The sequence below is a fragment of the Marseilla massiliensis genome (assembly GCF_016899955.1).
GTDB lineage: Bacteria > Bacteroidota > Bacteroidia > Bacteroidales > Bacteroidaceae > Prevotella > Prevotella intestinigallinarum.
Genome location: NZ_JACJJL010000013.1, coordinates 37,810 through 62,540, shown reverse-complemented (window position 1 = coordinate 62,540; position 24,731 = coordinate 37,810). Strand labels below are relative to the sequence as shown.

Annotated in this window: 21 protein-coding genes and 1 tRNA gene; 2 read left to right on the top strand and 20 right to left on the bottom strand. The window is 51.2% G+C overall.

The genetic code is table 11. The features are described 5' to 3' along the window. Positions 1-3: 3 nt before the first annotated feature. The 10 genes from H6B30_RS16540 to H6B30_RS08915 form a co-directional block, all read right to left on the bottom strand. Entirely contained in the window at positions 4-1,506 is a 1,503-nt protein-coding gene (locus tag H6B30_RS16540) for an efflux RND transporter permease subunit (protein ID WP_262896800.1), read from the bottom strand. A gap of 12 nt (positions 1,507-1,518) precedes the next feature. Further along, positions 1,519-2,397: an efflux RND transporter periplasmic adaptor subunit gene (locus tag H6B30_RS08955; RefSeq protein ID WP_205109720.1), complete on the bottom strand. Its 879-nt coding sequence runs from the start codon at positions 2,395-2,397 to the stop codon at positions 1,519-1,521. 14 nt (positions 2,398-2,411) lie between these two features. Beyond that, entirely contained in the window at positions 2,412-3,881 is a 1,470-nt protein-coding gene (locus tag H6B30_RS08950; RefSeq protein WP_239483813.1) for a TolC family protein, read from the bottom strand. 781 nt (positions 3,882-4,662) lie between these two features. Continuing rightward, positions 4,663-4,750: transfer RNA gene (locus H6B30_RS08945), tRNA-Ser, on the bottom strand. 47 nt (positions 4,751-4,797) lie between these two features. After that, positions 4,798-5,388 carry an IMPACT family protein gene (locus tag H6B30_RS08940; RefSeq protein WP_205109718.1) on the bottom strand — a complete coding sequence of 197 codons (591 nt, stop codon included), beginning with the start codon at positions 5,386-5,388 and terminating at the stop codon, positions 4,798-4,800. Continuing rightward, on the bottom strand, positions 5,388-6,635 hold the full coding sequence (locus tag H6B30_RS08935; protein WP_205109717.1) for a DUF1015 domain-containing protein: 1,248 nt from the start codon (positions 6,633-6,635) through the stop codon (positions 5,388-5,390). The genes H6B30_RS08940 and H6B30_RS08935 overlap by 1 nt, the downstream gene beginning before the upstream one ends. Before the next feature lie 7 nt (positions 6,636-6,642). Then, positions 6,643-7,560: a 3-phosphoglycerate dehydrogenase gene (locus tag H6B30_RS08930; RefSeq protein ID WP_205109715.1), complete on the bottom strand. Its 918-nt coding sequence runs from the start codon at positions 7,558-7,560 to the stop codon at positions 6,643-6,645. Between the two features lie 111 nt (positions 7,561-7,671). Beyond that, on the bottom strand, positions 7,672-8,739 hold the full coding sequence (serC, locus tag H6B30_RS08925; RefSeq protein WP_205109713.1) for a 3-phosphoserine/phosphohydroxythreonine transaminase: 1,068 nt from the start codon (positions 8,737-8,739) through the stop codon (positions 7,672-7,674). A gap of 426 nt (positions 8,740-9,165) precedes the next feature. Continuing rightward, on the bottom strand, positions 9,166-10,485 hold the full coding sequence (locus tag H6B30_RS08920; protein ID WP_205109711.1) for a DEAD/DEAH box helicase: 1,320 nt from the start codon (positions 10,483-10,485) through the stop codon (positions 9,166-9,168). An 11-nt stretch (positions 10,486-10,496) separates the two neighbouring features. After that, the gene (locus H6B30_RS08915; protein WP_205109709.1) at positions 10,497-11,303 is read right to left on the bottom strand and encodes an MBL fold metallo-hydrolase; all 807 of its coding nucleotides are present in this window, start codon (positions 11,301-11,303) and stop codon (positions 10,497-10,499) included. 261 nt (positions 11,304-11,564) lie between these two features. Between H6B30_RS08915 and H6B30_RS08910 the strand changes: the two genes are divergently transcribed. Beyond that, positions 11,565-12,029, top strand: coding sequence for a hypothetical protein (locus tag H6B30_RS08910; RefSeq protein ID WP_205109707.1), 465 nt, complete (start codon positions 11,565-11,567; stop codon positions 12,027-12,029). Here H6B30_RS08910 and tamL read toward each other — a convergent pair. Continuing rightward, a complete protein-coding gene (tamL, locus tag H6B30_RS08905) occupies positions 11,995-14,205 on the bottom strand; it encodes a translocation and assembly module lipoprotein TamL (protein WP_205109705.1) in 2,211 nt (736 codons plus the stop codon). The genes H6B30_RS08910 and tamL overlap by 35 nt on opposite strands. Positions 14,206-14,291: 86 nt before the next feature. Between tamL and H6B30_RS08900 the strand changes: the two genes are divergently transcribed. Further along, complete coding sequence (locus tag H6B30_RS08900) at positions 14,292-15,041, top strand: RNA methyltransferase (RefSeq protein ID WP_205109703.1); 750 nt, start codon at positions 14,292-14,294, stop codon at positions 15,039-15,041. A gap of 136 nt (positions 15,042-15,177) precedes the next feature. On the opposite strand, the gene H6B30_RS08895 is transcribed toward H6B30_RS08900, so the two are convergent. From H6B30_RS08895 to ileS, 9 genes are all read right to left on the bottom strand, one after another. Next, positions 15,178-15,813 carry a DUF3256 family protein gene (locus tag H6B30_RS08895; protein WP_205109701.1) on the bottom strand — a complete coding sequence of 212 codons (636 nt, stop codon included), beginning with the start codon at positions 15,811-15,813 and terminating at the stop codon, positions 15,178-15,180. A gap of 216 nt (positions 15,814-16,029) precedes the next feature. Then, the gene (locus tag H6B30_RS08890) at positions 16,030-16,752 is read right to left on the bottom strand and encodes a 16S rRNA (uracil(1498)-N(3))-methyltransferase (RefSeq protein WP_205109699.1); all 723 of its coding nucleotides are present in this window, start codon (positions 16,750-16,752) and stop codon (positions 16,030-16,032) included. 4 nt (positions 16,753-16,756) lie between these two features. Next, the gene (locus H6B30_RS08885; RefSeq protein WP_205109786.1) at positions 16,757-17,320 is read right to left on the bottom strand and encodes a UvrB/UvrC motif-containing protein; all 564 of its coding nucleotides are present in this window, start codon (positions 17,318-17,320) and stop codon (positions 16,757-16,759) included. Then, the gene (locus H6B30_RS08880; protein ID WP_205109697.1) at positions 17,317-18,627 is read right to left on the bottom strand and encodes an MFS transporter; all 1,311 of its coding nucleotides are present in this window, start codon (positions 18,625-18,627) and stop codon (positions 17,317-17,319) included. The genes H6B30_RS08885 and H6B30_RS08880 overlap by 4 nt, the downstream gene beginning before the upstream one ends. Positions 18,628-18,631: 4 nt before the next feature. After that, complete coding sequence (locus tag H6B30_RS08875; protein WP_239483811.1) at positions 18,632-18,850, bottom strand: hypothetical protein; 219 nt, start codon at positions 18,848-18,850, stop codon at positions 18,632-18,634. Then, positions 18,847-19,734, bottom strand: coding sequence for a DUF4296 domain-containing protein (locus H6B30_RS08870; protein WP_205109695.1), 888 nt, complete (start codon positions 19,732-19,734; stop codon positions 18,847-18,849). The genes H6B30_RS08875 and H6B30_RS08870 overlap by 4 nt, the downstream gene beginning before the upstream one ends. A 56-nt stretch (positions 19,735-19,790) precedes the next feature. After that, a complete protein-coding gene (locus H6B30_RS08865) occupies positions 19,791-20,435 on the bottom strand; it encodes a lipoprotein signal peptidase (protein WP_205109693.1) in 645 nt (214 codons plus the stop codon). After that, on the bottom strand, positions 20,432-20,812 hold the full coding sequence (locus tag H6B30_RS08860; RefSeq protein WP_205109691.1) for a TraR/DksA family transcriptional regulator: 381 nt from the start codon (positions 20,810-20,812) through the stop codon (positions 20,432-20,434). The genes H6B30_RS08865 and H6B30_RS08860 overlap by 4 nt, the downstream gene beginning before the upstream one ends. A 27-nt stretch (positions 20,813-20,839) precedes the next feature. Continuing rightward, positions 20,840-24,406 carry an isoleucine--tRNA ligase gene (ileS, locus tag H6B30_RS08855; protein ID WP_205109689.1) on the bottom strand — a complete coding sequence of 1,189 codons (3,567 nt, stop codon included), beginning with the start codon at positions 24,404-24,406 and terminating at the stop codon, positions 20,840-20,842. Positions 24,407-24,731: the final 325 nt, after the last annotated feature.

The window sequence follows — 24,731 nt, the reverse complement described above, 5'->3', positions numbered from 1 at the left end:
TGCCTACCGCCCCGGCTTGCCTTTATATCCCATCACGAGGTGAAGGACAGGCAGCAGCAGCCATGTCACGAGGAAAGAGGCTGCCATGGTGAGCATCATCGTGTCAGACAATTCCCTGAAAAAACTGCCCGCAAGCCCGCTCATGAGCCTGAACGGGAAGTGTATGACAATGGTGGCCAGGGACGATGCGACCATGGCCGGGAACAAATCGTGTACTGCCCTGCTCACCGCCGTAAAACGGTCGATGCCCGGCCGCTCTTCGTACTCGCGGTAAATCTGCTCTATTATGACAATGGCGTCATCGATGATGAGCCCCACCGATGCGGCCATGGCACCCAAAGACATGACGTTGATTGTAATCCCGGCCAAGTGGCACAGCAGGATGCTGAAAGCAACCGTGACGGGAATGGTAAGCATGACAACCATGCTCGACCTCCACGAACGGAGAAACAACACCATGACGGCGAGGGCAAGGAAAAGCCCTTCGTAAATAGTGCGCAGCACGCTGTGTATGCTGCTGCCCACAAAAGCGCTCTGGTTGTAGTATGGTTTCAGTTCGTAGCCTTCGGGAAGTTGCGAGCGTATCTCGTCAGCCTTGGCCTCAACATCCTTTGCAAACGTGAGAAGGTTGACGCCGGGCTGCTTAACCAGGTCGACCAGCACGGCGTCGTTGCCGTCGGCATTTATCTTCAAGAACTCCTGCTGCTCCTGTATCTCAACATCGGCAATGTCGCGCAAGCGCACAATGCGCCTGCCGTCATTGCGTATGATGGTGTTTTTCAAATCGTCCAAGTCGTTGATACGTGTGTCTGTCAACGACAGGTACAGGCGGCCGTAGTCGGCCACATTGCCATTGCCAAGCACGAAGTTTGTCTTTGAAAATGCCGACTTGACTTGCGCCGGGGTTATGCCCAGCATATACATCCTGGCTGCATCGGGCTTGACCACAAACTCTTTTGCCTTGCCGCCTCGCACAACTACATTGCTAATGCCGTCGACATGGCTGAACATCGGCCTCACTACAAGGTTGCCGACATCGCGCAGCGCAATGCGGCTGTGGGTGTTGCTCTCGAGCGTAAACCCGTATACGGGAAAGAGCGACTGGTTCATCGCTTCTGTCGATATGGCCGTCCCGGCTTGCAGGAAGCCTTTCACCTCGTTGATGCGGCTCTCGAGCTGGGTCTTGAGCGCATATATGTCAAGCCCCCATTTGAAATAAACATCGATGACACAGCTGCCACGCGACGTGCTGCTCTTCACTACCGTGGTGCCCTGCACTTTCTTCACGGCGCTCTCCAATGGCTTGGTTACCGTTATCAGCATCCTGTCGACAGGCTGCTGCCCGGCATCGGCTATGACGGTGATGCGCGTGAACAGCACCTCAGGAAACAGGCTCGTCCGCATCTGTTTGTAGCTGTATATGCCCGACAACAAGAGTAGCAGGCCTACAAAAAGTATCGGCTTGGCATAAAGGCGATGGTAATTCCTTCTTTTTATGGCGTCCATGTCTGTGCGTATTTACTGGATTACAACGACCTTGGCCTTGTCTGGCAGACCATAGCTTCCTTCGTTTATCACTTTTTCTTCGGTAGAAAGGGCCGGTGACAATATCTCGATGCTGTCTCGGGTGCTATTGCCTACCACTACCATGACCTTAGCGGCAATGCTGTCATCAGCCAGTCGCATTATCCAAAACTCGGTCATTGTCTCGTCGCTCTGAACGGCACTCTTTGGAAGAATGGCCACTGCCCTTGTCGCGCAACGCGACGTAAATATAGCCTTTGCGCTCATCCCCTCGGGCAGCAACGGTGCCTTTGCAACCGCAACGACCTTTTCCGACTGTGAGGCTACGTCCATAGTGGCCAAAGGAAACTTAACCATGGCGGTGAGACGTGTACCATCGGGTAGTTCGATCACACAATGGCTGCCTTCCTTCACATACTGTCTCTGTTCATAGGGAACGTTTATCTCAAAGACCATACTGCGCGCATCGACAACCGTACAAAGCACTTCGCCCTCGGCGACATAACTGCCTGACTGGGCATTGACGTCGAGAACGATGCCGTTGCACGCCGACTTCACATCAATATAATGGTTGCCATGGCCCAAGGCATGCTGCTCCTTGCTCTCCAGACGGTAAAGGATGTCGCCGGCTTTTACCTTCACTCCGGGCTTGACATGGGCCGAGACCACAAACGACGCCACCGGGGCAGAAACGGCCGACTTGCCCTGGTAGGCCGTAACAGCCGTCAACACTGTTTCCTGATTGATGTTTCCCAGACAGGGATATGTCACGTTCACTTGTGTAGCCGACTTGGAGGCAGACGCCCCCGCGCCGTTGTCTCTGCAAGAAACCAGGCAAACGGCCACACACAATAGAAGATAATCTGCTTTCATATAGACTCTGTCATTTAATGATTCCAATAATTATATGTCACTATTATCAATTTCCTGTTTGCCTGCAACAACAATCTGTCTCTTTCAGCCTGTATACGGTCATGAAGCAACTGCATGTAATCCAATACAGACACCTGCCCGGCCTCCATCTCTTTCGAGTAATCTGAGAGTATGCCGTCATACTCTCCAATCCGCTTTGCCATCGCATCCAGGCGCCGTTCGAACCTTCCCAGCTCCGCAAGGCTCTGCTTCAACCTCATATCGCGCTCGTTAGCCGCATTCGCCTTGTATGTACTGATGGTATGCTGCCGCAATTCAGACTGGCGCTTTTTCCACTTCTTTTGACCACCATCGGCAATGGTCCATGACAACGTTAGCCCAGCGCTAAGGCCGAAATGCCTGTACCACTCGGAAAAGGCGCCTGCCTGCATACCGCCGTCAACAAACAAATCGAGCCGTGGCTTGTATTTCAGGTTGAAAGAACGCCATGACGCATCGACGTTAAGGCTGTCATGAACATACTGTTCGGTAAAAAGGCTTTCACCGTCTGTGGCCGGCAAGCATGGCCCAATGTCTATGTCTGGAAGCAAGATGTCGTTTGTGTCACTGATGCCGCATATAGTGTTCAGTTCCATCAAGTGTGCATGAAACGACTGCAGATATGAACAACGCAGCTCATCATTGGCGCTCTGCTCTATGGCGATGAGCCTCAAGTCCGACTGTTTGGCCATTCCGCAGTCTGCCAACTTCCTTACTGTTTCTGCCTTGCGCTCAAGCAGCATGTCGATAGAGTCGGCAAAGGTTGCCTGAGTCTGGTCGAGCAGACACAGCAAATACTGTTCAGTGACCATGCGCTCTAACAGATGCTCCTCCAAACGAATGTTGTAACGTGCCGTTTCCATGTTTATCTGTGATTGCTCGCGGGCCGCCTTGTATGGCGCCCGCCCCAGAAGCGGTTGCGTCAATGTGACTCCGGCATGCAAATGTCCGCTGCTTTCGCCAAGGTCATAGCCATAATAGTCTGCCGCATCTTGCGCGTTGAACTTGAACGACGTACGTCCTCCATCTTTTGAAATGATGGGGACAAACAGGTAATCACCATTCAGTTCCAACTGTGAATGCAGGTAAACTGCCTTAAGGCGCTCTTGTTCTGCCCGCTCTATCTCTATGCTATTGCGGTAATCGTTTATCAACGGACTGTTGCGCTTGGCCGTTTCGATATACCGATATAGAAGAAGATGGGCACCATCTTGTCCGCTTGAATACAGACTGAAAACCGACAAAGTGAAAAACAATAAGAATCGATTCATGCCTACTTTCGTTTTTGATGCAAAAGTAAAACGGGAGTTTGGCGAAACTTTGAAGAAATGAATTAAATGATGAGGCAATGCATTGATTGTTGTAGACGTGCCTTTCTGAAAATGAAAAATAGCAACAAGCCTATACGTGCAGGTATGCAACCACAAACCGGCAGCAACATCCATTACTTTCCATATATGCCATATCGCCCTGCAAAACGGCCTGTTTGGCACTGCAATATGGCAGGTATTGCAAGCCCAAACGGCAGGTTTCATGGCAGGGTGAAGCGGTTATTGGCAACTCACTGCGCCACAGTGGGTTAGGCGTAAAGTTGCCGGCGCAATACCAACGCACATAACAAGCCAAAGGCTGTGAGTGCCTGCAGGTTGCCGCCAAGCCAATGAGGGGTAGCAGGATTTCGTTTCTGGGATATCACAGACTGTTGCGTGAAATAGTGACATAGCCAAAACGCAAAGCTCATGCCCGCCATACGCCATTGCCGATTGAACATAAGAAACTCATCATTGATGCATCAACAAACGCAGACATCAACGGGACAACCGATAAACATAGGGGGCTTAAGCGTACATGGAGTTATGGTGTTAGAGGACAATGGCATTATTCAAGGAATTGTTTTAGGAGTTAAGGAGTTAGGAAGTAAAGGAGTTAAGACAATGGTTTTGGAAACATGGGTGTCCTGAGGGCATGGGGAACGCGTTGCAGGAAGGCAGTCTATGCTATTGTCCACTAACTCCATATAACATCCCTTAACTCCATATAACTTCATAAATCCAGCAAGAAAAACTATTGTCGTAACTCCTTTACTTCCTAACTCCTTAACTCCTAAAAAGCCCCCTGGATTTATCCAGTGAGCCAACAAAACGACTCAATATCATAATAGAAACCTGTCTGCAGTGAAAAAACAAAAAAGGAAGCCTTCAGTCAGGCTTCCTTTTATCCTCCAAGCGGAAGGTGAGGGATTCAAACCCCCGATACCCGGAAAGGGTATACCGGATTTCGAGTCCAGCGCATTCGATCACTCTGCCAACCTTCCTCATTTTTGCGAGTGCAAAGATACAACTATTTCTTGAAACGACAAAATTATTCGAAGGATAATTTATCCAATTTTTCACGAAGCACCGCCGCCTCCGACTTGCGGATGGAAAATGTCATCTCGCAAGTGTTGTCGTATGTCTGGGAAATTATCTTTGGCGACATCTCTTTTACAATGCGCATGACCGAGTTCATCATCACATACGGGAAACTGAATTTTACCAGCTCTTCAACCTGCCTGGTAACTATGGTTGAATCTGCAATTGCGGCGGCGGCGGCCGTGCGGTATGCCACTATCAGTCCGCCGGTTCCCAGGTTCACCCCTCCGTAATACCTGATGACGACAACAAGAACGTCGGTCAGTTCATTGCTGTTAATCTGGCCCAGTATCGGCTTACCGCCTGTCCCGCTTGGCTCTCCGTCGTCATTGGCCCTGAACTGCAGCCGCTCTGCACCCAGCATATAGGCATAACAAACATGTCGGGCATCAAAATATTTTTTCCGATATTGCTCAATGATGCCTTTGACCTCGTCAACGTCGGACACATGATGGGCGAAAGCGAGGAACTTACTCCGCTTTTCGGAGTAATATCCCTCGCCTATTTTCGCATCGTCGATTGTCAGATACTCATCTACCATCACGACAATTTATGTACAACCAGCCCCGAACGAAGCTTTGGCTCAAACCATGTAGCTTTCGGGGGCATTATTTTACCACTGTCGGCAATGTCCATTATCTGCTTCATTGACACAGGATACAACGCCAGCGCTATCCGCATCTCACCGCTATCTACACGGCGTTTCAGCTCATCGAGTCCACGCAGGCCACCGACAAAGTCGATACGCTTGTCGCTTCTCAAATCCTTTATGCCAAGTATTTTGTCGAGTATGAGACGGCTTGATATGTCAACGTCGAGCACCCCTATCGGGTCGGCATCGTCGAACGTACCCGGCTTGGCCACAAGACTGAACCAGTGGCCGTCGAGGTAAAGCGAAAACTCATGCAACCGAGACGGACGGTAGGCGTCGGTGCCTTTGTCTTCAACTACGAAATCTACAGACAAAGCCTTGAGGAACTCATCTGCAGTAAGACCATTCAAGTCTTTTATCACGCGGTTATAGTCAAGAATGGTAAGCTGCGATGCCTGGAAGCACACCGCCATGAAGTAATTGTATTCCTCATCGCCCCTGTGGTTGGGATTCTGGCGAGCTTTCTCTGCACCGACCAATGCCGCAGCTGCCGACCTGTGATGACCGTCGGCAATATACAACGACGGCATCTTGGCAAACTCCGCCGTAATGGCTTGCATGTCGGCAGGGTCGCTAATTACCCAGAACTGATGGCGGAAGCCGTCGATGGGAGCAATGAAATCATACTCCGGCTCTGTGGCAGCATATCTGTTTATCAGTTTGTCGAGCACCTCGTTGTCGGGGTATGCAAAGAACACGGGCTCCATGTTGGCGTTTGTCGCACGCACATGCTTCATCCGGTCTTCCTCTTTGTCACGCCGTGTAAGCTCATGTTTCTTTATCACACCGTTGAGGTAATCGTCTACATAAGCCCCGACCACAAGCCCGTATTGGGTCTTGCCGTTCATAGTCTGGGCATAGATGTAATAGTGCTCGTCCTTGTCCTGCACAAGCCATCCGTTGTGTTGGAATGCCTCGAAGTTCTCGGTGGCCTTACTGTAAACACGAGGGTCGTATTCACTCGTGCCGGGTTCAAAATCGATTTCGGGCTTAATAATGTGGTAAAGGCTCATTGCGTTGTCGCCGGCCTCTGCCCTAGCCTCTTCTGAATTGAGCACATCATACGGACGCGACTCTACTTTCTCAACAAGTTCCTTGGGAGGGCGCAATCCCCTGAATGGTTTTATCGTTGCCATAAGCCTGCTATTTATTTACCTGGAAACGGGTGTCACCTGTCGCAAAGAATGCATTTATCTGGCGTGCAGCAGCGATGCCGGCATTGGTGTTTGCCTCGGCTGTCTGGGCACCCATCTTTTTCGGCGTGCTGAAATAGCGGCCCTCAAACTTTGCAAAGTCTGCATCTGCATCTGGCTTTATGTCTGTAATGTACTTCAAGTCGGGGCGCTCTTCCATAAGTTTCAGCAATCCGGCCTCGTCGATCACTTCCTTACGGGCTGTGTTGACCACAATGCCCCCCTTCCTCATCTTGCCTACAAGGTCATGGTTTATGCTGCCCTTTGTCTCAGCCGTAGCCGGGATATGGAGCGAAACGATGTCGCACAGCTCAAACAACGCCTCCTGGCTGTCAACAGCCTTCACGCCTGCGTCTTCAATTGCAGACTTGGGGCAATAGGCATCATAAGCATAAATGTCCATGCCGAAGCCCTTGGCTATGCGCGCCACGTTGCGCCCGACATTGCCAAACGCCAGTATTCCCAACTTCTTGCCAAGCAATTCGGTGCCCGACTTCCCGTTATAGAAATTGCGGACTGCATAGACCAACAGTCCAAAAACAAGCTCCGCAACAGCATTCGAGTTCTGTCCGGGAGTGTTCTCAACCACTATATTCTTTTGCTTGGCGTATGCAGTGTCAATTGAATCATAACCAGCACCGGCCCTGACCACAATCTTCAATTTCCCGGCGGCATCGATTACAGCCGGCGTAACCTTGTCGGAGCGCACAATCATAGCGTCGGCATCCTTGACAGCATCCAACAGCTGAGACACGTCAGCATACTTTTCCAACAACACACACTCGTTGCCTGCACTTTCAATTTCTTCCTTGATGCCTTTCACTGCCTCAGCTGCAAAAGGCTTCTCTGTTGCTACCAGTACCTTCATAGCATTTGTGTTTTGAAATTAAACTATAGTGGAGCCGCAACAGTCACATATCCCATGCCATGTCCTGCCGCGACTCCACATATTTTATATTGCCCGTATCGGGCCGGTGAGTCAATGGCTTGCCTCAAATTCCTTCATGCACTGCACAAGCGCATTGACGCCCTCTATGGTCTGTGCGTTGTAGCAGCTTGCACGGAATCCGCCCACACTGCGGTGGCCCTTGATGCCTACCATGCCCTTTGACATGGCATACTCCAAGAACGGCTTCTCGAGTTCGGCATACTCATCGTTCATAACGAAGCAGATGTTCATAAGCGAGCGGTCTTCCTCCTTAACCGTTCCGCGGAACAGCTTGTTCCTGTCTATCTCGCCATACAATATTTCTGCCCTCTCGTGTGCGAGCTTGTCCATAGCCTCGAGGCCTCCGTTGTTCTTCAACCAGCGCAGGGTTTCGAGAGCGCAATATATCGGCACCACGGGCGGAGTGTTGAACATCGACCCCTTCTCAACGTGTGTACGGTAATCAAGCATTGTAGGTATCTGGCGCGGAGCGCGGCCCAACTTCTCGTCCTTAACGATGACAAGTGTCACGCCGGCCATTGCCAGGTTCTTCTGTGCGCCGGCATAGATGCAGTCATACTTGCTTACATCCACCGGACGGCTAAATATATCTGAAGACATATCGGCTATCATCGGCACCGGAACATCGAGATCTGTGCGTATCTCGGTGCCGAAGATAGTGTTGTTCGTAGTCACGTGCAGATAGTCAACGTCGGTAGGACACGACCAACCTTTCGGAATGTAGGTAAAGTTACTCTCTGCCGACGAGGCCACCTCGACCACCTCACCGAAAAGCTTCGCCTCTTTTATGGCCTTCTTCGACCAAGTGCCTGTATTGAGGTAGGCAGCTTTCTTAATGAGGAAGTTGTAAGGCACCATGCAGAACTCCAATGAAGCGCCACCGCCCAAGAACAAAACGGAATAGCCCTCAGGTATCTGGAGCAACTCCTTGATAAGTGCTACAGCCTCGTCTACTACAGGCTGGAAATCCTTTGCCCTATGGCTTATCTCCATGAGCGACAGACCAGAGCCGTTGAAATCGAGACATTGCTTAGCTGTATTCTCAATAACTTCCCTCGGAAGTATTGACGGACCGGCATTAAAGTTGTACTTCTTCATGTTGCTGATAGTTTTTTAGTTAATGACTACTTTGATTTCTATCTGTGTGCGAAGATACGCTTTTTATTTCATTCGGCAAAATTATTTCAGAAGAATATTAACATACTGCGAGCTTTTTATTAGTGTCTTTGTAACCTCTCACCCTGCTGTAGCGACTGTGTGCGCATACAAAAATTAATATTTACAACGTGCTTATGCACAATGTCAAAAATCTGGCCTTAAATCCTCAAACAGGCCACTTTGATAGACCAAACGGCACGAACGTGCAGACGAAACGGGCCGTATGGCAGCATAAAATGACCCGAAACACAACGCATTGTGGCACAAGCTGTTATGCCAACAGGCCGGAATGGTAATAATATATTACAACAAACCCAGGCTAGACCGCACGGCCTGGCCTGGGTAAAACATGCAGCGGGCAGGGGCTTACCTGACCACCTCGACTATAGTCTTGATGCCTTTAATCTTTTCTCCACCGGCCATTGAGAGCACTTGGCCCACCTTTTCACGGCTGACGGCCACATAGCAGTAGCGCTCCTTGACGTCAATCCTACCGATGGCGCTGCTGTCCAATCCGCCTTTCTTGCAAAGGAACCCGACGATGTCTCCCTTGCTTATCTTGTCTTTCTTGCCTTTCCCTATATATAATGTCTCCATCTTGGGCTGTGGCACGCCGGGCATTTGCTCGGGCAACGTAATAGGTGAGCACTCTTTTTCCACAAAATCGGGCAAGCTCTCGTCGGGCGACAGAATGAAAAACGACTTTCCCGTAGCATCCCAACGGGCCGTACGGCCAACCCTGTGTATGTACGACTCCCTGGTAAGCGGCATGTGGTAGTGTATGATATTGTCGACATCGGGAATGTCCAACCCTCTCGATGCCAAGTCGGTTGACACAAGCACATTTGCACTCCCATTGCCAAACCTGTACAAGGCGGCCTCACGCTCGGGCTGTTCCAATCCTCCGTGGAACGCGCTCACGCCAAAGCCCCGGCCGCGCAAATAAGACGCCACGCGCTCAACGCTGTCGCGGTAATTCAGGAATACCATGCTGCTCTGCCGCCCAATCGTGCACAGCAGGTTGCCCAAGGCCTCCAACTTGTCCTTGTCGGCGCTCTTGAGACAATACTGCTCTACGCGCGAAGATATCCCTCCCTCGGAATAATCAACCTTCGCCACGTGGCGCGCGTTTACGAAGTCGGGTATCCTGTCGGCGTCTGTGGCCGACAGCAGGAATCGCCTCCTCACCCCCGAGAGCCTTTTTAGCAGCTTTGCCATCTCATTATGGAAGCCCATTTCAAGGCATTTGTCAAACTCGTCAATCACAAGGAAGCGCGCAGTGTACGGCGAGAGGTTGCCTTTGTCAAAATGATCGTTGAGGCGGCCCGGTGTGCCAAACACCACATGGGGCGCCACCTGCCTTATGACGCGGTGCTCGTCCATGGCCGGGCGGCCGCCATAGCAGCACACCGTACGTATGTGCAGGCCGAAACGGCCCATTACTTCAGCCGACTGCAACGCCAGCTCTCGGTTGGGCACTATGACCACAGCCTGCACCGCGTCGGACGACACATCTATCATACCGGCCAACGGGAGCATGTATGCAAGCGTCTTGCCCGAACCTGTTGGCGACACTACCACCACGTCGGCATCGGTACCGTTCACCTCCCGATAGGTGTCAAGCTGCATCTGGTTTAGCCGGGCCATCCCCAGCCTATCCAGTATCTGTTGTATTTCATTAGTCATATTCTATGCTTTTACAGTTCAAGTTCGTAAATCCCGGTCGGTGTCTTTCGCTTCAGCACCACGAGTTCGGCCTCGGCTGCCGCATTGCACGGGCTGTTCTTCAAAGCTGTCTCCACAGTCTTCCGCGCCAGCTCCGGGTGGTTGTTTTCCTCACTCAGATGGCAAAGCCATACGGCGCGCAACTTCTCGGTGGCATTTTCAGCAAGGGCACATGCGCAGTTGCCATTGCTCAGATGGCCGGTGCCGCTCGATATCCTGTGCTTCAAGTACTGAGGGTATGGCCCACCCATTAGCATGTCGTCGTCATAATTGGCTTCCATCACAATATAGTTGGCATCGCCAATCTGGGTTTTCATCTCTTCTGTGACACGCCCTGCATCTGTTATGATGCAAAACACGGTGTCGCCATAAACGATACGGTAGCCAACGTTGTCCAAGCTGTCGTGGGGCACCTCGAAAGGGGTTACCTCAAACTCGCCTATCTTGACCGTCTGGCCTTTCTCCAGGCAACGCACCATGCCGCGAGGCACTTTCTTCTGCACGCAATAGTTGCGCTCTATGCCCTCATGCACTTTCTTTGTGGCATACACCGGCACCTTAAGGTCGATGCTCATGGCACCGACAGACTTTATGTGGTCGGCATGGTCGTGTGTCACAATTATATTATGTATGTTTGCAAGACTAAGCCCATATTCCCTGAAATGTTTCTTCAGGGTGCGAAGCCCGAGCCCGACGTCAATAACCAAGCCATCGGTAGGGGTAAACAAATAATAGCAATTGCCACTGCTACCACTACCAAAGGATATGAATTTCAGCATTTCCAATCAATTTAATACAGATTATCATGAATGTGTCATCAAACAAACTGCGCCGTATTGCCCACCTCACGCCTTTGCAACCATCGCCATACAATCAAGTGTGCGATTGCTTACAGCATACAGTCAGAGACACAGCCATATCAAATGCAAAATTAATCAAAAACGCTGTAATGGCCAAATTAATTTACAAACTTTCCCTTAAAGATGTTTTTCTCGACGCCTACAATCAAATAAACCATAAAAAATGCGTATATTTGCACTATGACTTCATATTTTGACAAGGCAAAGGCAGTCGTGGCGATGGCCATTGCTGCGGGGCTGCAGCTATCATGCAGCGGCATCTCGGGAGACGAAAAGGAAATGATTGAACACGATGTGCTTGGGTTCTCCGAGGCATATTTCAACTTTGACCTTAAGGGAGCGGCAAGCTACTGCACTGACGACAGCCGGAAGTGGATTAGCTATGTGGCATCTAACATACAAGAAAGCGACATTGAGGCTATGCGGTCCAAAGAGTCTGACGCAACGGTAAGCATCGTCGACATAAGCTTCAACAATAGCGACTCCACCGGCACTGCGCTTATAAAGGTAAACAACGCCTTGGTGCTCGATACGATTGGAAAGCCCGGGCACACCGTCGACGAGGCGCACTACAGGCTTGACTTTATATGCAAAGAAGGCAAATGCCTCATCAGAATGGCAGGCCCACTGCGAAATGAAAGGTGAGGTCGCGGCTTAACTTGGGATAGGCTATGGGATAATGGTCCTTGCCCTCGTAAGCTGGGTTTATAGCTTTCATTCCAAAGTCGAAGCGAAGTATGAAGTAATCAAAGTTCAATCGCAACCCCAAGCCATAGCTTACAGCTATCTGCTTCCAAAACTCGTCTATCTTGAATTGCCCTCCCGGCTGGTCGTCATAGTTGCGCAAAGTCCATATATTGCCTGCGTCAATGAACAAAGCCCCATTCAGTTTCCAGAACAGATGGGCCCTGTACTCCATGTTTATGTCTATCTTCATGTCACCGGTCTGGTTAATGAAGTCGATGTTACCGTCGCGCCCGACAAACCGGCCCGGCCCCAGGCTTCGCACACTCCACCCCCTCACGCTATTGGCGCCACCCGAAAAGTAGCGCTTCTCAAACGGAAGGATGGTGCTGTTGCCGTAAGGATAGGCTATGCCAAAGCCAAAATGCCACACCAACGAGTTGTTGTAGTCAAACCGTATGTTGCGAGTGAAGTCGAAATCGCCCTTTACATATTGTGCGTAAGCGATGTTGAACAACTTGTATTGGCCCTGTTCGTTCTTTGAAAACCCGAATGCCTTTGCCCCCAGCCCCAGCACATTGCCAGCGCTTTCAATGTTAGCCTTAATGGCATAAAGCCCGTTATTGTATGTATACCCAAGCCCGAAGCGCATTATGAACAGGTCTTCATAGTTATACCTAAGTATCGCGTTCCTGTTGCTTTCATCCTCGAGGTAGTCGCGCCGGAACGTGTCTGATATCCAAGGCATGAAGACATAGTTGAGATCAATGAGGTCAATCTGGTACCGGTCGTGGTGGTTGGCATCGCTCCACTTGTACCGCCACGCAACGGAAAGGACGCGGCGGTGGTATTCGGGTCGGTTTTGCAGGTCGTAGAGGAATGACACTTCAGACGTGGCCGTTGTGCGGCGGGTAAAGTTTCCCGACAGGAAGGGGGCTATGAACCGCGGGAACAGCAGGCGCGTCTCAACGCTATACTCTTCGAAATTCTCGTTGGCATAGCCCTCCAAGCCCCGTATGGCTTCGTAAGCCCCGCGCAACTCAACGCTCAACACCTCGGAGCCACGGAACAGATTTCGGTTCTGGTAAGTCAAAGAGGCCGCGGCGCCCAAGTCACCCGCCGTGTTGGTTCCTTCGGGCTGAAAGCTTATGGTGCTCGGCTTGTTGGTGCTCACCTGAATGTCGCAATCGAGCAACAGGCTGTCTGCATTCTCGCGAAACCCAATGTTTGTATACTTCACGGCCTGCAGTCGCCCGAAATGCCCGTAAGTCTTCTGCAAGTCTGCCGCTGAGTAATATTCTCCTGTGCGTATGAAGGTATTGTTTTCCAGCACCGACTGGCGCAGGCGTATGCGCTCACCGTCTGCGTTGCCACTGTAAAAGTTCACACTGCGCACCTTATACCGAGGGTGCAAAGAGTCTGTTCCGGCCGTCCCCCTATAGGGATGCAGCACCAGCGTGAGGTCTATCGAGTTGGCGCCGCCCACTGTATCAGCCTCATAAGTGATGTAATCCTTGTTGAACTTGTAAAAGCCATTGTCCACAAGCATGTCTGTGATGCGTTTCCTTTCGTTGTCAAGGCTCTCGACCCTAAACTGCATGCCGGGCTTAAGGCCTTGGTTAACGCTGTCTTCAAGACAAAGCAATTGCGACACCACGGGGTCTTCGACCACATACTTGATGTCCTTTATGTTATAAGGCTGCCCGGTGTGCAATATGTATGTGACGTCTATCTTCTTGCGTTTTTTCTTCGTTGCCACTTCAACGGATGCGCCAAGGTAGCCTTCGTTGTTGAGCTCCGCCTTTAGGTCGGCAGCCGAACGGGCCGTGCGAAGCGAATCGAAAATGACCGGCGGCTCGCCCATCGACTTGAGCACACGGTTTATCCACTTTGTGGTGTCGCGCCCGGACAACGAATATGTAGCCAAAGGTATCTTTACAGTGGAAAACCATCTTGAGTTTCCGTTCTGCCTTACTCGCGCCTTCATCTTGCCCATATCGATGCTGCCATGATTGCCGTCGACCTCTACCTCAACCTTGTCAAGCAGATAACTTCCTTCAGCGACATACTTTATCTCTGAGCATGAGCATAGAGCGGCAAACAGAAGAATATAATATATGTGTACCTTACAGCGCATTAAAAAAACGATTGGAGTTGCAAAGTTAAAACATTTATCGTAACTTTGCTGAAATTATTTGTTTATTTTTTGTAAAGCTGACAATTATGTTGGAAAAGAACTTGGTTAAGCTCATACGCTCGCTCGAACAAAAGAAATACCGCAAACGCCACAACATGTTTGTTGCCGAAGGCCACAAAGCCGTGGGAGACATGATGAAACGGATTGCCCCCTACAAGATACTGGCCACCGACGAATGGGTATGCCCAGTGGCGCAGACAAGGGCAAACATAGTCAGGATAAGCGAAGAGGAACTCTCGAAGGTCAGTTTCCTGCAACACCCGCAACAGGTCATCGGGCTATTCCCAATTCCGGAGGAAAAGGGAACCGGGGCGCTCGACCCGGAAAACAAGCTGACGCTGGCTCTCGACGGGGTGCAAGACCCTGGAAACCTTGGCACCATCATCAGGCTGGCCGACTGGTTTGGCATCGACGACATCGTTTGCAGCCAAACCACAGCCGACGCCTACAATCCCAAAGTTGTGCAGGCTACCATGGGAAGCCTGGCCCGGGTGAACATCATCTACACCGACCTTGGCGCGCTGCTAAGGCAATATGCAGGCCGGGTGCCCATCTACGGCACGCTGCTCGATGGCGAGAGCATATACAAGGCAAGCCTCGGGAGGCATGGATTCATTGTAATGGGGAACGAAGGCAACGGCATCTCCGAGGACATACGCACCTGTGTCAGCGAAAAACTGCTAATACCCAACTTCAGCAAAACCGACACGGCAGAAAGCCTAAACGTTGCGATTGCAACGGCCATAACGTGTTCGGAGTTCATGAGAAGGCAATAAAAAACGATTAATTGTCTCACGACAACTAATCGTCTATAACCTTAATAATCTAATACCATGAAAAACACATTGCAAAGATAAGTATCTTTTTCAACATAAACAAACGTTTACTTCAATGGTTCCCCATGCCTTAACACTATTTAAATGATGTTCCATCCCAATTAAGCGTTATTGACTTATCAAGTGGTTTTACCTCAATCTTACGGTCTGTGAGGAACACCGGGATGGTCATTTTTATTGTCATGGAGTTGCTTGAGGGCGACAATTCTGCCTCTTTGCAAACACTTGCCGACACGGCCGGAAAGCCATCCGACACGAGCGAATCTGATGATAAGCAATTATTTACCTTATCTGATTGCAACGGGTCGGGCAAACCATCCACCGCTTTCCATCGGGTGGTATAATAACTGACCACGCTCTCCCTGATGCTGTCGCCGTAGGTGGCTACGAGGCACACCAATGTGCTGTCGGCCCCGCCATTGCCTGAAGCGCAAGGCAAAAGGCGCATCTCGACCGTGGATGCCGGAGTGAGCGTCAATCTCAGGTAGTCGGTGGTTATGGTGTCGAGCCTCGACGTGCCACCAAGGCCATTCTCTACTTTTGCCTGCATCTTGGAATCGATGAAGTCTATCATGTCAAGACGATTGTTCTCCGACAAATATCCCAAAACGGAATCGGGCATGTGCTTAAAGACGTCTCTCATGTCCTGTCGTTGTGCCGCTGCATCGAAAGTGGAGAGCACAATGGCAACAAGAACCAAAATGTATTTCATACCTAAATGTCTTAATTTTCAATTAATGTTGTCGGGCCGATGGCGCATCATGCTGATTTACAACAGCTTGCAAAACGGCCCGTTTCGTGTCTCAATATGGGCCGAATCGGAGTGCCAAACAGCCCGTATTGCCGGCCCAAACGGCTTGTATGGCTGCTGTGGGCCACTCTGCCTGCATCGAAAACGTACCGCGGCAACGCTGTTCAACGGCAACGCTCATTCGCCCGCAGAAAGATGCATCATCATCACGGCCACCATGGCGGCTGTCTCTGTGCGCAGACGGCTCTGTCCGAGATGCACCGGCACATATCCCGCATCGACAGCCATGCGCACCTCGTCGGGAGTGAAATCGCCCTCGGGCCCTATGAGCACGGTCACAGCTTCCGACACATCGCGACCGCAAAGCTCGTCGTACAAGTAAGTGCGCGGTATCTCCTCGTAGCAGTGGGCTATGAACTTCATGCCGCCACGAGGCTCGGAAACGAATTTGCGAAACGCTGCCATGTCGTTCAACACCGGCTTCCATGCCTTGCGGCTCTGCTTCATGGCCGACACAAGAATCTTTTCGAGCCTGGCCGGCTTTGCCACCCTGCGCTCCGAATTGTCGCAGTTTAGCAACGACACCTCGTCGACCCCAATCTCCGTCACCTTCTCCAGCATCCATTCGGTGCGGTCCATCAGCTTTGTCGGGGCCATCGCTATGTGGTAACGCCCATGCCATTGCGGGAGCTGAGGCATCTCTTCCACCACCCTGTATACACAATGATGGGGCGACGCCACAGCCACCTCTGCCTTGAAGAAAGTGCCCACCCCATCCATCAGCACCATTTCGTCGCCGGGCTTCATGCGCAAAACGCGCACGGCGTGGGATGCCTCGTCAGCCGGCAACTCGGTGGCAGAGGCAGCGTCGGGCACATAAAAATATCTTGTCTCTTTCATATTGTCACTCTACGTCAATGCCGGTCTCTTTCCGGCGGTTAAGCTCGTCCTGTATCTGCGAAGCCAACCGGTAGTCTTCTTCCGAAATGGCCTTCTGCAGCTCTATGGCCAACTTTTTCGTGTCAAGAGTGTTTATCGGTATGGCCAACCTGTCTGCATGGCCCGCATAGGGCATGCTCTGCACGATGAAAAGACTTTCCTCCATCATCATGGGTATGTCGCCAACCAACGACAGCAGTATGGCGTCGCTTATCCGTATCGGGTATTCCCGCAGCGTCTCGGTGTCCTGAACCACAGTCTTGTACTCACCGTCTGCCAGGTTGTAAACGCAAATCTCAAACTTGCCCATGCCCACATTGTCGCGTAACAACGACACAAGCACTTCGGGCAACAGGCGCTCAGACACACCCGGCAAGGCTTGACGCAAACCTATCTGATACTTCATCATGCCGTCGCAAACCACGCTTAGGGCCCTGTGCTTGCCTGCGTCGGCCAACTGAACCACGGCCATGCCTTTGCCACCAACCACCTCGGATATGCCGCAATAAACCAAACGCACCTTGTTCATCGGGCCGTCTTATTGCTTTCGGGGTGGAACACCAATGCGAACATGACGCAGACCACAAGGGCATAGCCGGCAAAGATGAACCAGCATGTCTGCCAGTCGCCCACCAGGTAGCCGTCGGGCGTCCAAGAACAATAGCGGTTTATTATGGCGCCGGCAGACAGGGTGCCGATGGTAGCGCCCAGCCCGTTGGTCATAAGCATAAACAACCCCTGGCCCGAAGCCCTCATGTCGGGTGGGCATTCGCTGTCGACATACAGTCCGCCTGACACATTGAAGAAGTCAAATGCCACCCCATATACGAGGCAGGACAGTATGAACAGTATGACGCCGGGGAACGACGGGTCGCCAAGGCCGAAAAAGCCGAAACGCAATACCCATGCCACCATGGCTATGAGCATGACTATCTTTATGCCGTAACGCTTAAGGAAAAACGGTATGAGCAGTATGCCCAACGCCTCGGCAACCTGAGAAAGCGAAACGAGCATGGTGGCATTGTTGGCGCCAAAGGTGCCGGCCATCTCCGGTATGCCCTTGAAACTGGTTATGAATGGTGTCGCATAGCCGTTGGTTATCTGCAATGACATGCCCAAGAGCATTGAGAAGATGAAGAAAAGGGCCATGCGCCTGTCCTTGAACAGGCGGAACGCGTCGATGCCGAGCATCTCGGCCACCGAGCGCGATGGCTTTTTCTCTATGGGGCATTGCGGCAATGTCATGCAATAAAGGAACAAGACAACGCTCAGCAAGCCGGATACGAGAAACTGCATATATGTGTACTGGAACTTGCCGGGATTCTCGTCGAGGGTGAAATGGAATCCGTTGGCATCAATGGCTGCGCAATTCACAAACCACATAACGACAATGAAGCCGACTGTACCCAAGACTCTGATTGGCGGGAAGTCCTTGACCGTATCCAGGCCGTGCGACTTCAGTATGCTGAAAGCCGTTGTGTTCGACAATGCCAAGGTGGGCATATAGAAAGCAACGCTCAATGAATAGACTGCTATGAACGTGGCCTTGTCGGGCATGACGTCGTTTCGCCCGATGAAAAACAGGGCTATCATGCTCACACCGGCAAACAAATGGCACAGCCCAAGCAGACGCTGAGGCTGAATGTATTTGTCGGCCACGATGCCCATTATCGTAGGCATGAAGATTGACACGATTCCCTGAATGGCATAGAACCACGAAATCTCGGCTCCCATGCCTGCCCGGCCAAGATAATTACCCATGCAGGTAAGGTAGGCGCCCCACACTGCAAACTCGAGGAAATTCATGATGGCCAATCTTGTCTTTATTCTATCCATATCCTTATTCTATTGGTTTTCCGTTGTAATATGCTCTCAACACGCCATGTGCGTCGGTCTTTATGACGGCCGTCCCGCCAAGCCATTCGGTGTATGCCAGCTCGCCGTCAATCTCATAGCAGCCAACCACCACTCCTCCTGCAAGCTCTATCGCGCACAACCCAAGCTCGCCTGCATCGGTGATTGCCTTGTGCACCGCTATGCGCCTGCGTCTTCCTGTCATCGCGCTCTCAGTGGTTGGGCTTTCAGCAGGGCTGGCCTCTTGGGCATAGTGTCGGCCAGCTTGGCGCCGGTTGGCACTGCCCTCACCTGCATAGTGTCGCGACTGGCCCGCACACTGTCTGTGGCCACGGTGGCCACAGACACTTCTTCCGGGTGGAAGCGCACCAACTGAATCTGGCTGATGAACATCAGCTTGAGCGTATGCGAGTTGTCGTCACCCCTGTTTAGGTAAATAAAACCTTTCATGGACTTTATGCCGTGGTTACGGTCTCCCGGAACCCGCAACTGTGATATGCCCGAAACACCCACGTGGCATGAATATGCCGCAGTGCTGTCGTTGTCGTAATGCACGGCAATGTAGGCCACGCCGTCTTTCGTGCCCGACTGGTAGAGGAAGTCGGTCATGAAATTAAACAGAAACGAATCGCCGCGCTTGAATGTCGAATCGGCCTTCAACTCGAAGGAAAGCCTGTTATACGGCGCCACTGGCATGAGCACGGCCGACGGTGACTCGCGCCAAATGTCGGCCGTATCTCCGTCTGCCTTGAGCTTTGAATACTTGTTTATATCGCCGACCGAGGCCCCAAGGCTCATGGCTTCGTTGCCAATACGCTCCGACAACTGGACGTAAATGCCATACAAGCGGTCGGCGTTGGAATAATAATATACCAACGACGAGTCAAACTCGGCCTCGGTGACGCCATGCTTCTTGAGCACGGCGTAATAATAAACGTTTTTGTTATAAGAGTTCTTGTCATAGCTCAGACCTTGCCCGGCCATTGCCTGCGTGATATAGTAATCGTACAAGATGTCTTCCATCTCGTCGGGCTGGATATACTCATCAGGCACTGTGGGCTTGCACGACAGCACTAAAACCGTCAGCAACAAGCACATGGCTAAATGCGCCAACGGCTTACGGGATGCATGTTCACGGCTGGTCTTCATCTATTTACATCCTTAGGCTTTAACGAAATGTGGCTGATTTCACGGCGATAAAACAGGAGCAACCATACCACCCCCACGCTGATGCTTGCGTCGGCAACGTTGAACACGGGGCTGAAAAACACGAAATCCTCTCCACCAACCATCGGCATCCACTGCGGCCACGTGGAAACTATCAGCGGAAAATAAAACATGTCGACCACCTTTCCGGTAAGGAACGATGCGTAACCCGAACCGAATGGCACGAAGTAAGAGGTGTAATCCACTGATGATGCATTGAAAATCAAGCCGTAAAACATGCAGTCGATGATATTGCCGATGGCCCCGGCCATTATCATGGCAAGGCAAACGACATAACCGGTGCGGGCATGCTGCCTGACCTGAAGATGCAGATAATAACCTATGAACGATATGGCTGCAATCCGAAACAACGAAAGGGCGACTTTGCTGCCTATCTCCATGCCATACGCCATGCCGTTGTTCTCGATGAAACAAATCTTGAACCAATCGGTTATCGTGATGGTCTCATGAAGTGTCATGTGGGTTTTGACCCAGATTTTCAAGACCTGGTCAACTAAAAGAATGGCTATAATGATAAGTATAGCCATTCTTCCTTTCGTCAATACACCTTTATTTTCACTCATTTCTTACGGTTCTGCTTCGACTCGACACTAAGTGTTGCATGAGGCACAGCACGCAAGCGTTCCTTGGGGATGAGCTTGCCTGTAATCCTGTCGACACCGTAAGTCTTGTTTTCAATACGTACAAGCGCAGCCTCCAAGCCCTGTATGAACTTCTGCTGCCTGCTGGCCAGCTGGATGAGCTCTTCCTTGGTCTGGGTGGCACTGCCCTCTTCAAGTATCTTGTATGTTGGGGAAGTGTCGTCCACATCGTTTCCATCCTGATTCATAAGCACGCTCATCATCTGCTCATAGTCGCGGCGAGCCAATGCAAGCTTGTCGTTAATGATAGCCCGGAACTCTTCAAGCTCTTCGTCGCTATAACGTGTCTTCTCTGCCATAATAGTATTGTTATGTTTGTTAAGAATCTAAACTTTCTCCACCTTTATATTGGCTTTAAGGTCGTCAAGGTCGAACTCAGCACCGTCATTGGGCGCCAATGTTATGCCGTCTGCCAGCACCTGTGTCCTGATGTAATCGGAATACTCGCCTACCGAGGCCTCTATCCTGGTGTCTGGAGATATGAACACATTGATTCGGTCGGTAATTTCCAGGCCGTTGTCTTTGCGGAGATTCTGGATGCGGTTGATGAGTTCGCGGGCCAATCCTTCGTTGCGCAACTCGTCTGTAAGCTCAACCTCGAGGGCAACGGTGACATTGCCATCGTTGCTGACGAGCCAGCCCGGGATGTCTTCGCTTATGACCTCGACGTCGGCAACGTCGATATTAACGCTCTGGCCGGCCACCGACAGTTCAAGATACCCTTCGCTCTCAAGGCGGGCTATGTCGTCCTGGCTCAATGTGCCCATGGCTGCCGCAATGTCTTTCATGAGCTTTCCGTATTTCTTGCCCATTGTCCGGAAATTGCACTTCACCTTCTTGACAAGCACACTCGAGCCTTCTGCAAACTTCAAGTCCTTTACATTGACTTCGTTGAGAATCAAATCCTTGACCGCCTCGATGTGTTTGCGCTGCTCATTGTCCACCGCCGGTATCATAATCTCCTGCAGTGGCTGGCGCACTTTTATGTTCACCTTACGCCGCAAGGCCAATACCATCGACGTAATCTTCTGTGCCAGGCCCATGCGGGCTTCCAGTTCCTTGTCGATGAAGCGCTCGTCGGCCTCGGGGAACCTTGCCAGATGGACAGAGCAAACGTTGTCGCGCTTTGTCACTGCTATCAAGTCAAGATACAACTGGTCGGCATAGAACGGAGCAAACGGGGCCAGCAACCTTGCCACGGTTTCAAGGCAAGTGTACAGAGTCTGGTAAGCGGACAGCTTGTCACGGCTCATCTCCTTGCCCCAGAAACGCTTGCGGTTGAGGCGGACAAACCAGTTGGACAAATCGTCATTAACGAATGAATCTATCATTCGGCCGGCCTTGGTCGGGTCGTAGCCGTCGAGCTCTGCCGTAACGTTCTTTATCAACGAATGCAACACCGACAATATCCATCTGTCAATCTCCGGACGGTCGCACAAATCTACGTCGGGCTGCGAATAATCGAAGCAATCCACGTTGGCATACAGGCTGAAGAAAGAGTACGTATTATACAATGTGCCAAAGAACTTACGGCGAACCTCGTCGACGCCCTCGGGCGAAAACTTGAGGTTATCCCACGGTTCTGAATTGGTCATCATATAGAACCTCACCGGGTCGGCGCCATATTTCTCAATCATCTCGAAAGGATTGATCACGTTGCCGACATGCTTGCTCATCTTGTTGCCTTTGGCATCGAGAACAAGACCGGTGGAAATAACATTCTTGAATGCCACACTGTCAAACACGAGGGTGGCTATGGCATGCAATGTGAAGAACCATCCGCGGGTCTGGTCTACGCCCTCATTGATGAAATCGGCGGGGAAAGCCAACTTCTTATCAATCAATTCCTTATTCTCAAAAGGATAATGTATTTGTGCATAAGGCATAGAACCGGAATCGAACCACACGTCGATAAGGTCGCTCTCGCGCTTCATCGGCTTGCCGGTGCTGCTCACCAGCACAATATTGTCAACGTAAGGACGATGGATGTCAATGCGGTCGTAGTTTTCCTTTGAATAGTCGCCGGGCACAAAACCGTTGTCCTTAAACGGGTTCGACTTCATGACGCCGGCCTCGACGGCCAGCTCCATCTCGTCATACAGTTCCTGCAGGCTCCCGATGCATTTCTCCTCGCCATCCTCATCACGCCATATAGGCAGCGGGGTGCCCCAGAAGCGAGAGCGCGACAAGTTCCAGTCATTCAGGTTCTCAAGCCAGTTGCCAAAGCGTCCCGTGCCGGTTGACTCCGGCTGCCAGTTGATGGTCTTGTTCAGTTCCACCATGCGCTCCTTGCCGGCTGTTGAGCGTATGAACCAGCTATCGAGCGGATAGTAAAGTATAGGCTTGTCTGTACGCCAGCAATGCGGGTAATTATGCACCTGCTTCTCGATGCGGAAAGCTGTCCCGGCCTGTTTCATCTCCATGCATATCACGATGTTCAGGTCTTCGGCCTTGCTCGCGGCCTTCTCGTCATACTTGCCTCCGACGTTGAACTCTGGCTTGTAAGCATTCTTGACATAGTCGCCTGCATGGTGTCCGTAAGCCTCGATATCAACACAGTTGCCCACAAAGTTGGCATCAAGTTCGTCGATATTGTAATATTTGCCTTCCAAATCTACCATAGGGCGTGTCTCCCCTTTCTTATTGATAAGGAAGAGGGCCGGTATGTGAGCGGCTGCGGCCACATGGGCGTCGTCGGCTCCAAAGGTCGGTGCAATGTGCACAATGCCGGTTCCGTCCTCTGTTGTGACATAATCGCCAGCTATCACGCGGAAGGCCATATCGCCAAGCTCTACGTAGCGCTCCTTGCCGTTTTCGCTCTCAAAGACCTTGTCCGGATGCTCGGAAGCATAGTCGTTGACAAAGGCGGGGGCGTGCTCGCCAACCTTCTGGCAGGGTTTCACCCACGGCATGAGCTGCTCATACTTTATGCCGACGAGCTCACTGCCTGTATAAGTGCCCACTATACGGTACGGAACGACCTTGTCGCCGTGGCGGTAGTCTTCCATCGGCCTGTCCTTGCCCTCGGGAGACAGATAGGTGGCGAGGCACTCTTCTGCCATGATGACAGTTATTGGCGCATCGTTGTAGGGGTTGTATGTCTGGACAGCCACATATTTAAATGTCGGCCCTACGCACAATGCCGTGTTTGAAGGCAGTGTCCACGGCGTGGTTGTCCATGCGGCAAAGAATGCCTCTCCCCATTCCGTCCACTCATTCCGTGGGTTGACCACCTTGAAAAGTGCCGTCGTGGTGGTGTCTTTCACGTCGCGGTAGCACCCCGGTTGGTTGAGCTCGTGCGAGCTGAGCCCGGTGCCCGCTGCCGGAGAATATGGTTGTATGGTATATCCCTTGTAAAGCAACCCCTTGTTGTGCAGCTGCTTGAGCAGCCACCAAAGGGTCTCCATGTACTTGTTGTCGTAAGTTATGTATGGATTGTCGAGGTCAACGAAGTATCCCATCTCCTCCGTCAGGCGACGCCACTCGGCAGTAAACTTCATGACATTCTCGCGGCACTTGTGGTTATAGTCCTCTACGGAGATGTATTTGTCGGATTGCTTGTTGTCGATGTCAGCCTTGGTTATCCCAAGCTCCTTTTCAACGCCAAGCTCAACGGGCAGTCCGTGTGTGTCCCACCCGGCCTTGCGATGAACCTGGTAGCCCTTCATGGTCTTGTATCGGTTGAAGGTATCTTTGATTGAACGCGCCAAGACATGATGGATGCCCGGATGTCCGTTAGCCGAAGGCGGGCCTTCGAAAAATATGAATTGCGGACATCCTTCACGTTCATCGACGGACTTATGGAAAACGTCGTTCTCATCCCATTTCTCAAGTATATCCTTGTTTACCTGAGTCAGGTTCAAGCCTGTATGCTCGGCGAATTTCTTTGCCATTGTCTAATTTTCTTAATTGATGTGTGTGAGCCGCAAAGTTAATATATTTTTTTTAGGCAACAAAATAAAATTATCATTTTTAATATAACATATATTATGTTCCGCCGGTCGGCTTCGCCTTTTGTTTGGTTTGGCCCATCGGGCCATGTCCGCCCCCAACCGAAACACGGTCATTTACCGGCGCGCATTTGCCAGAATGCTGTGACACAGAAGACGGACACATCGATTGTGTAACACTTTATGACAACTTGAACAAAGATGCGCAACAACCACTATAACAGGCTCTTACAAAATGGCTTGTTTTGACATTCAAAACAGGCCGTAT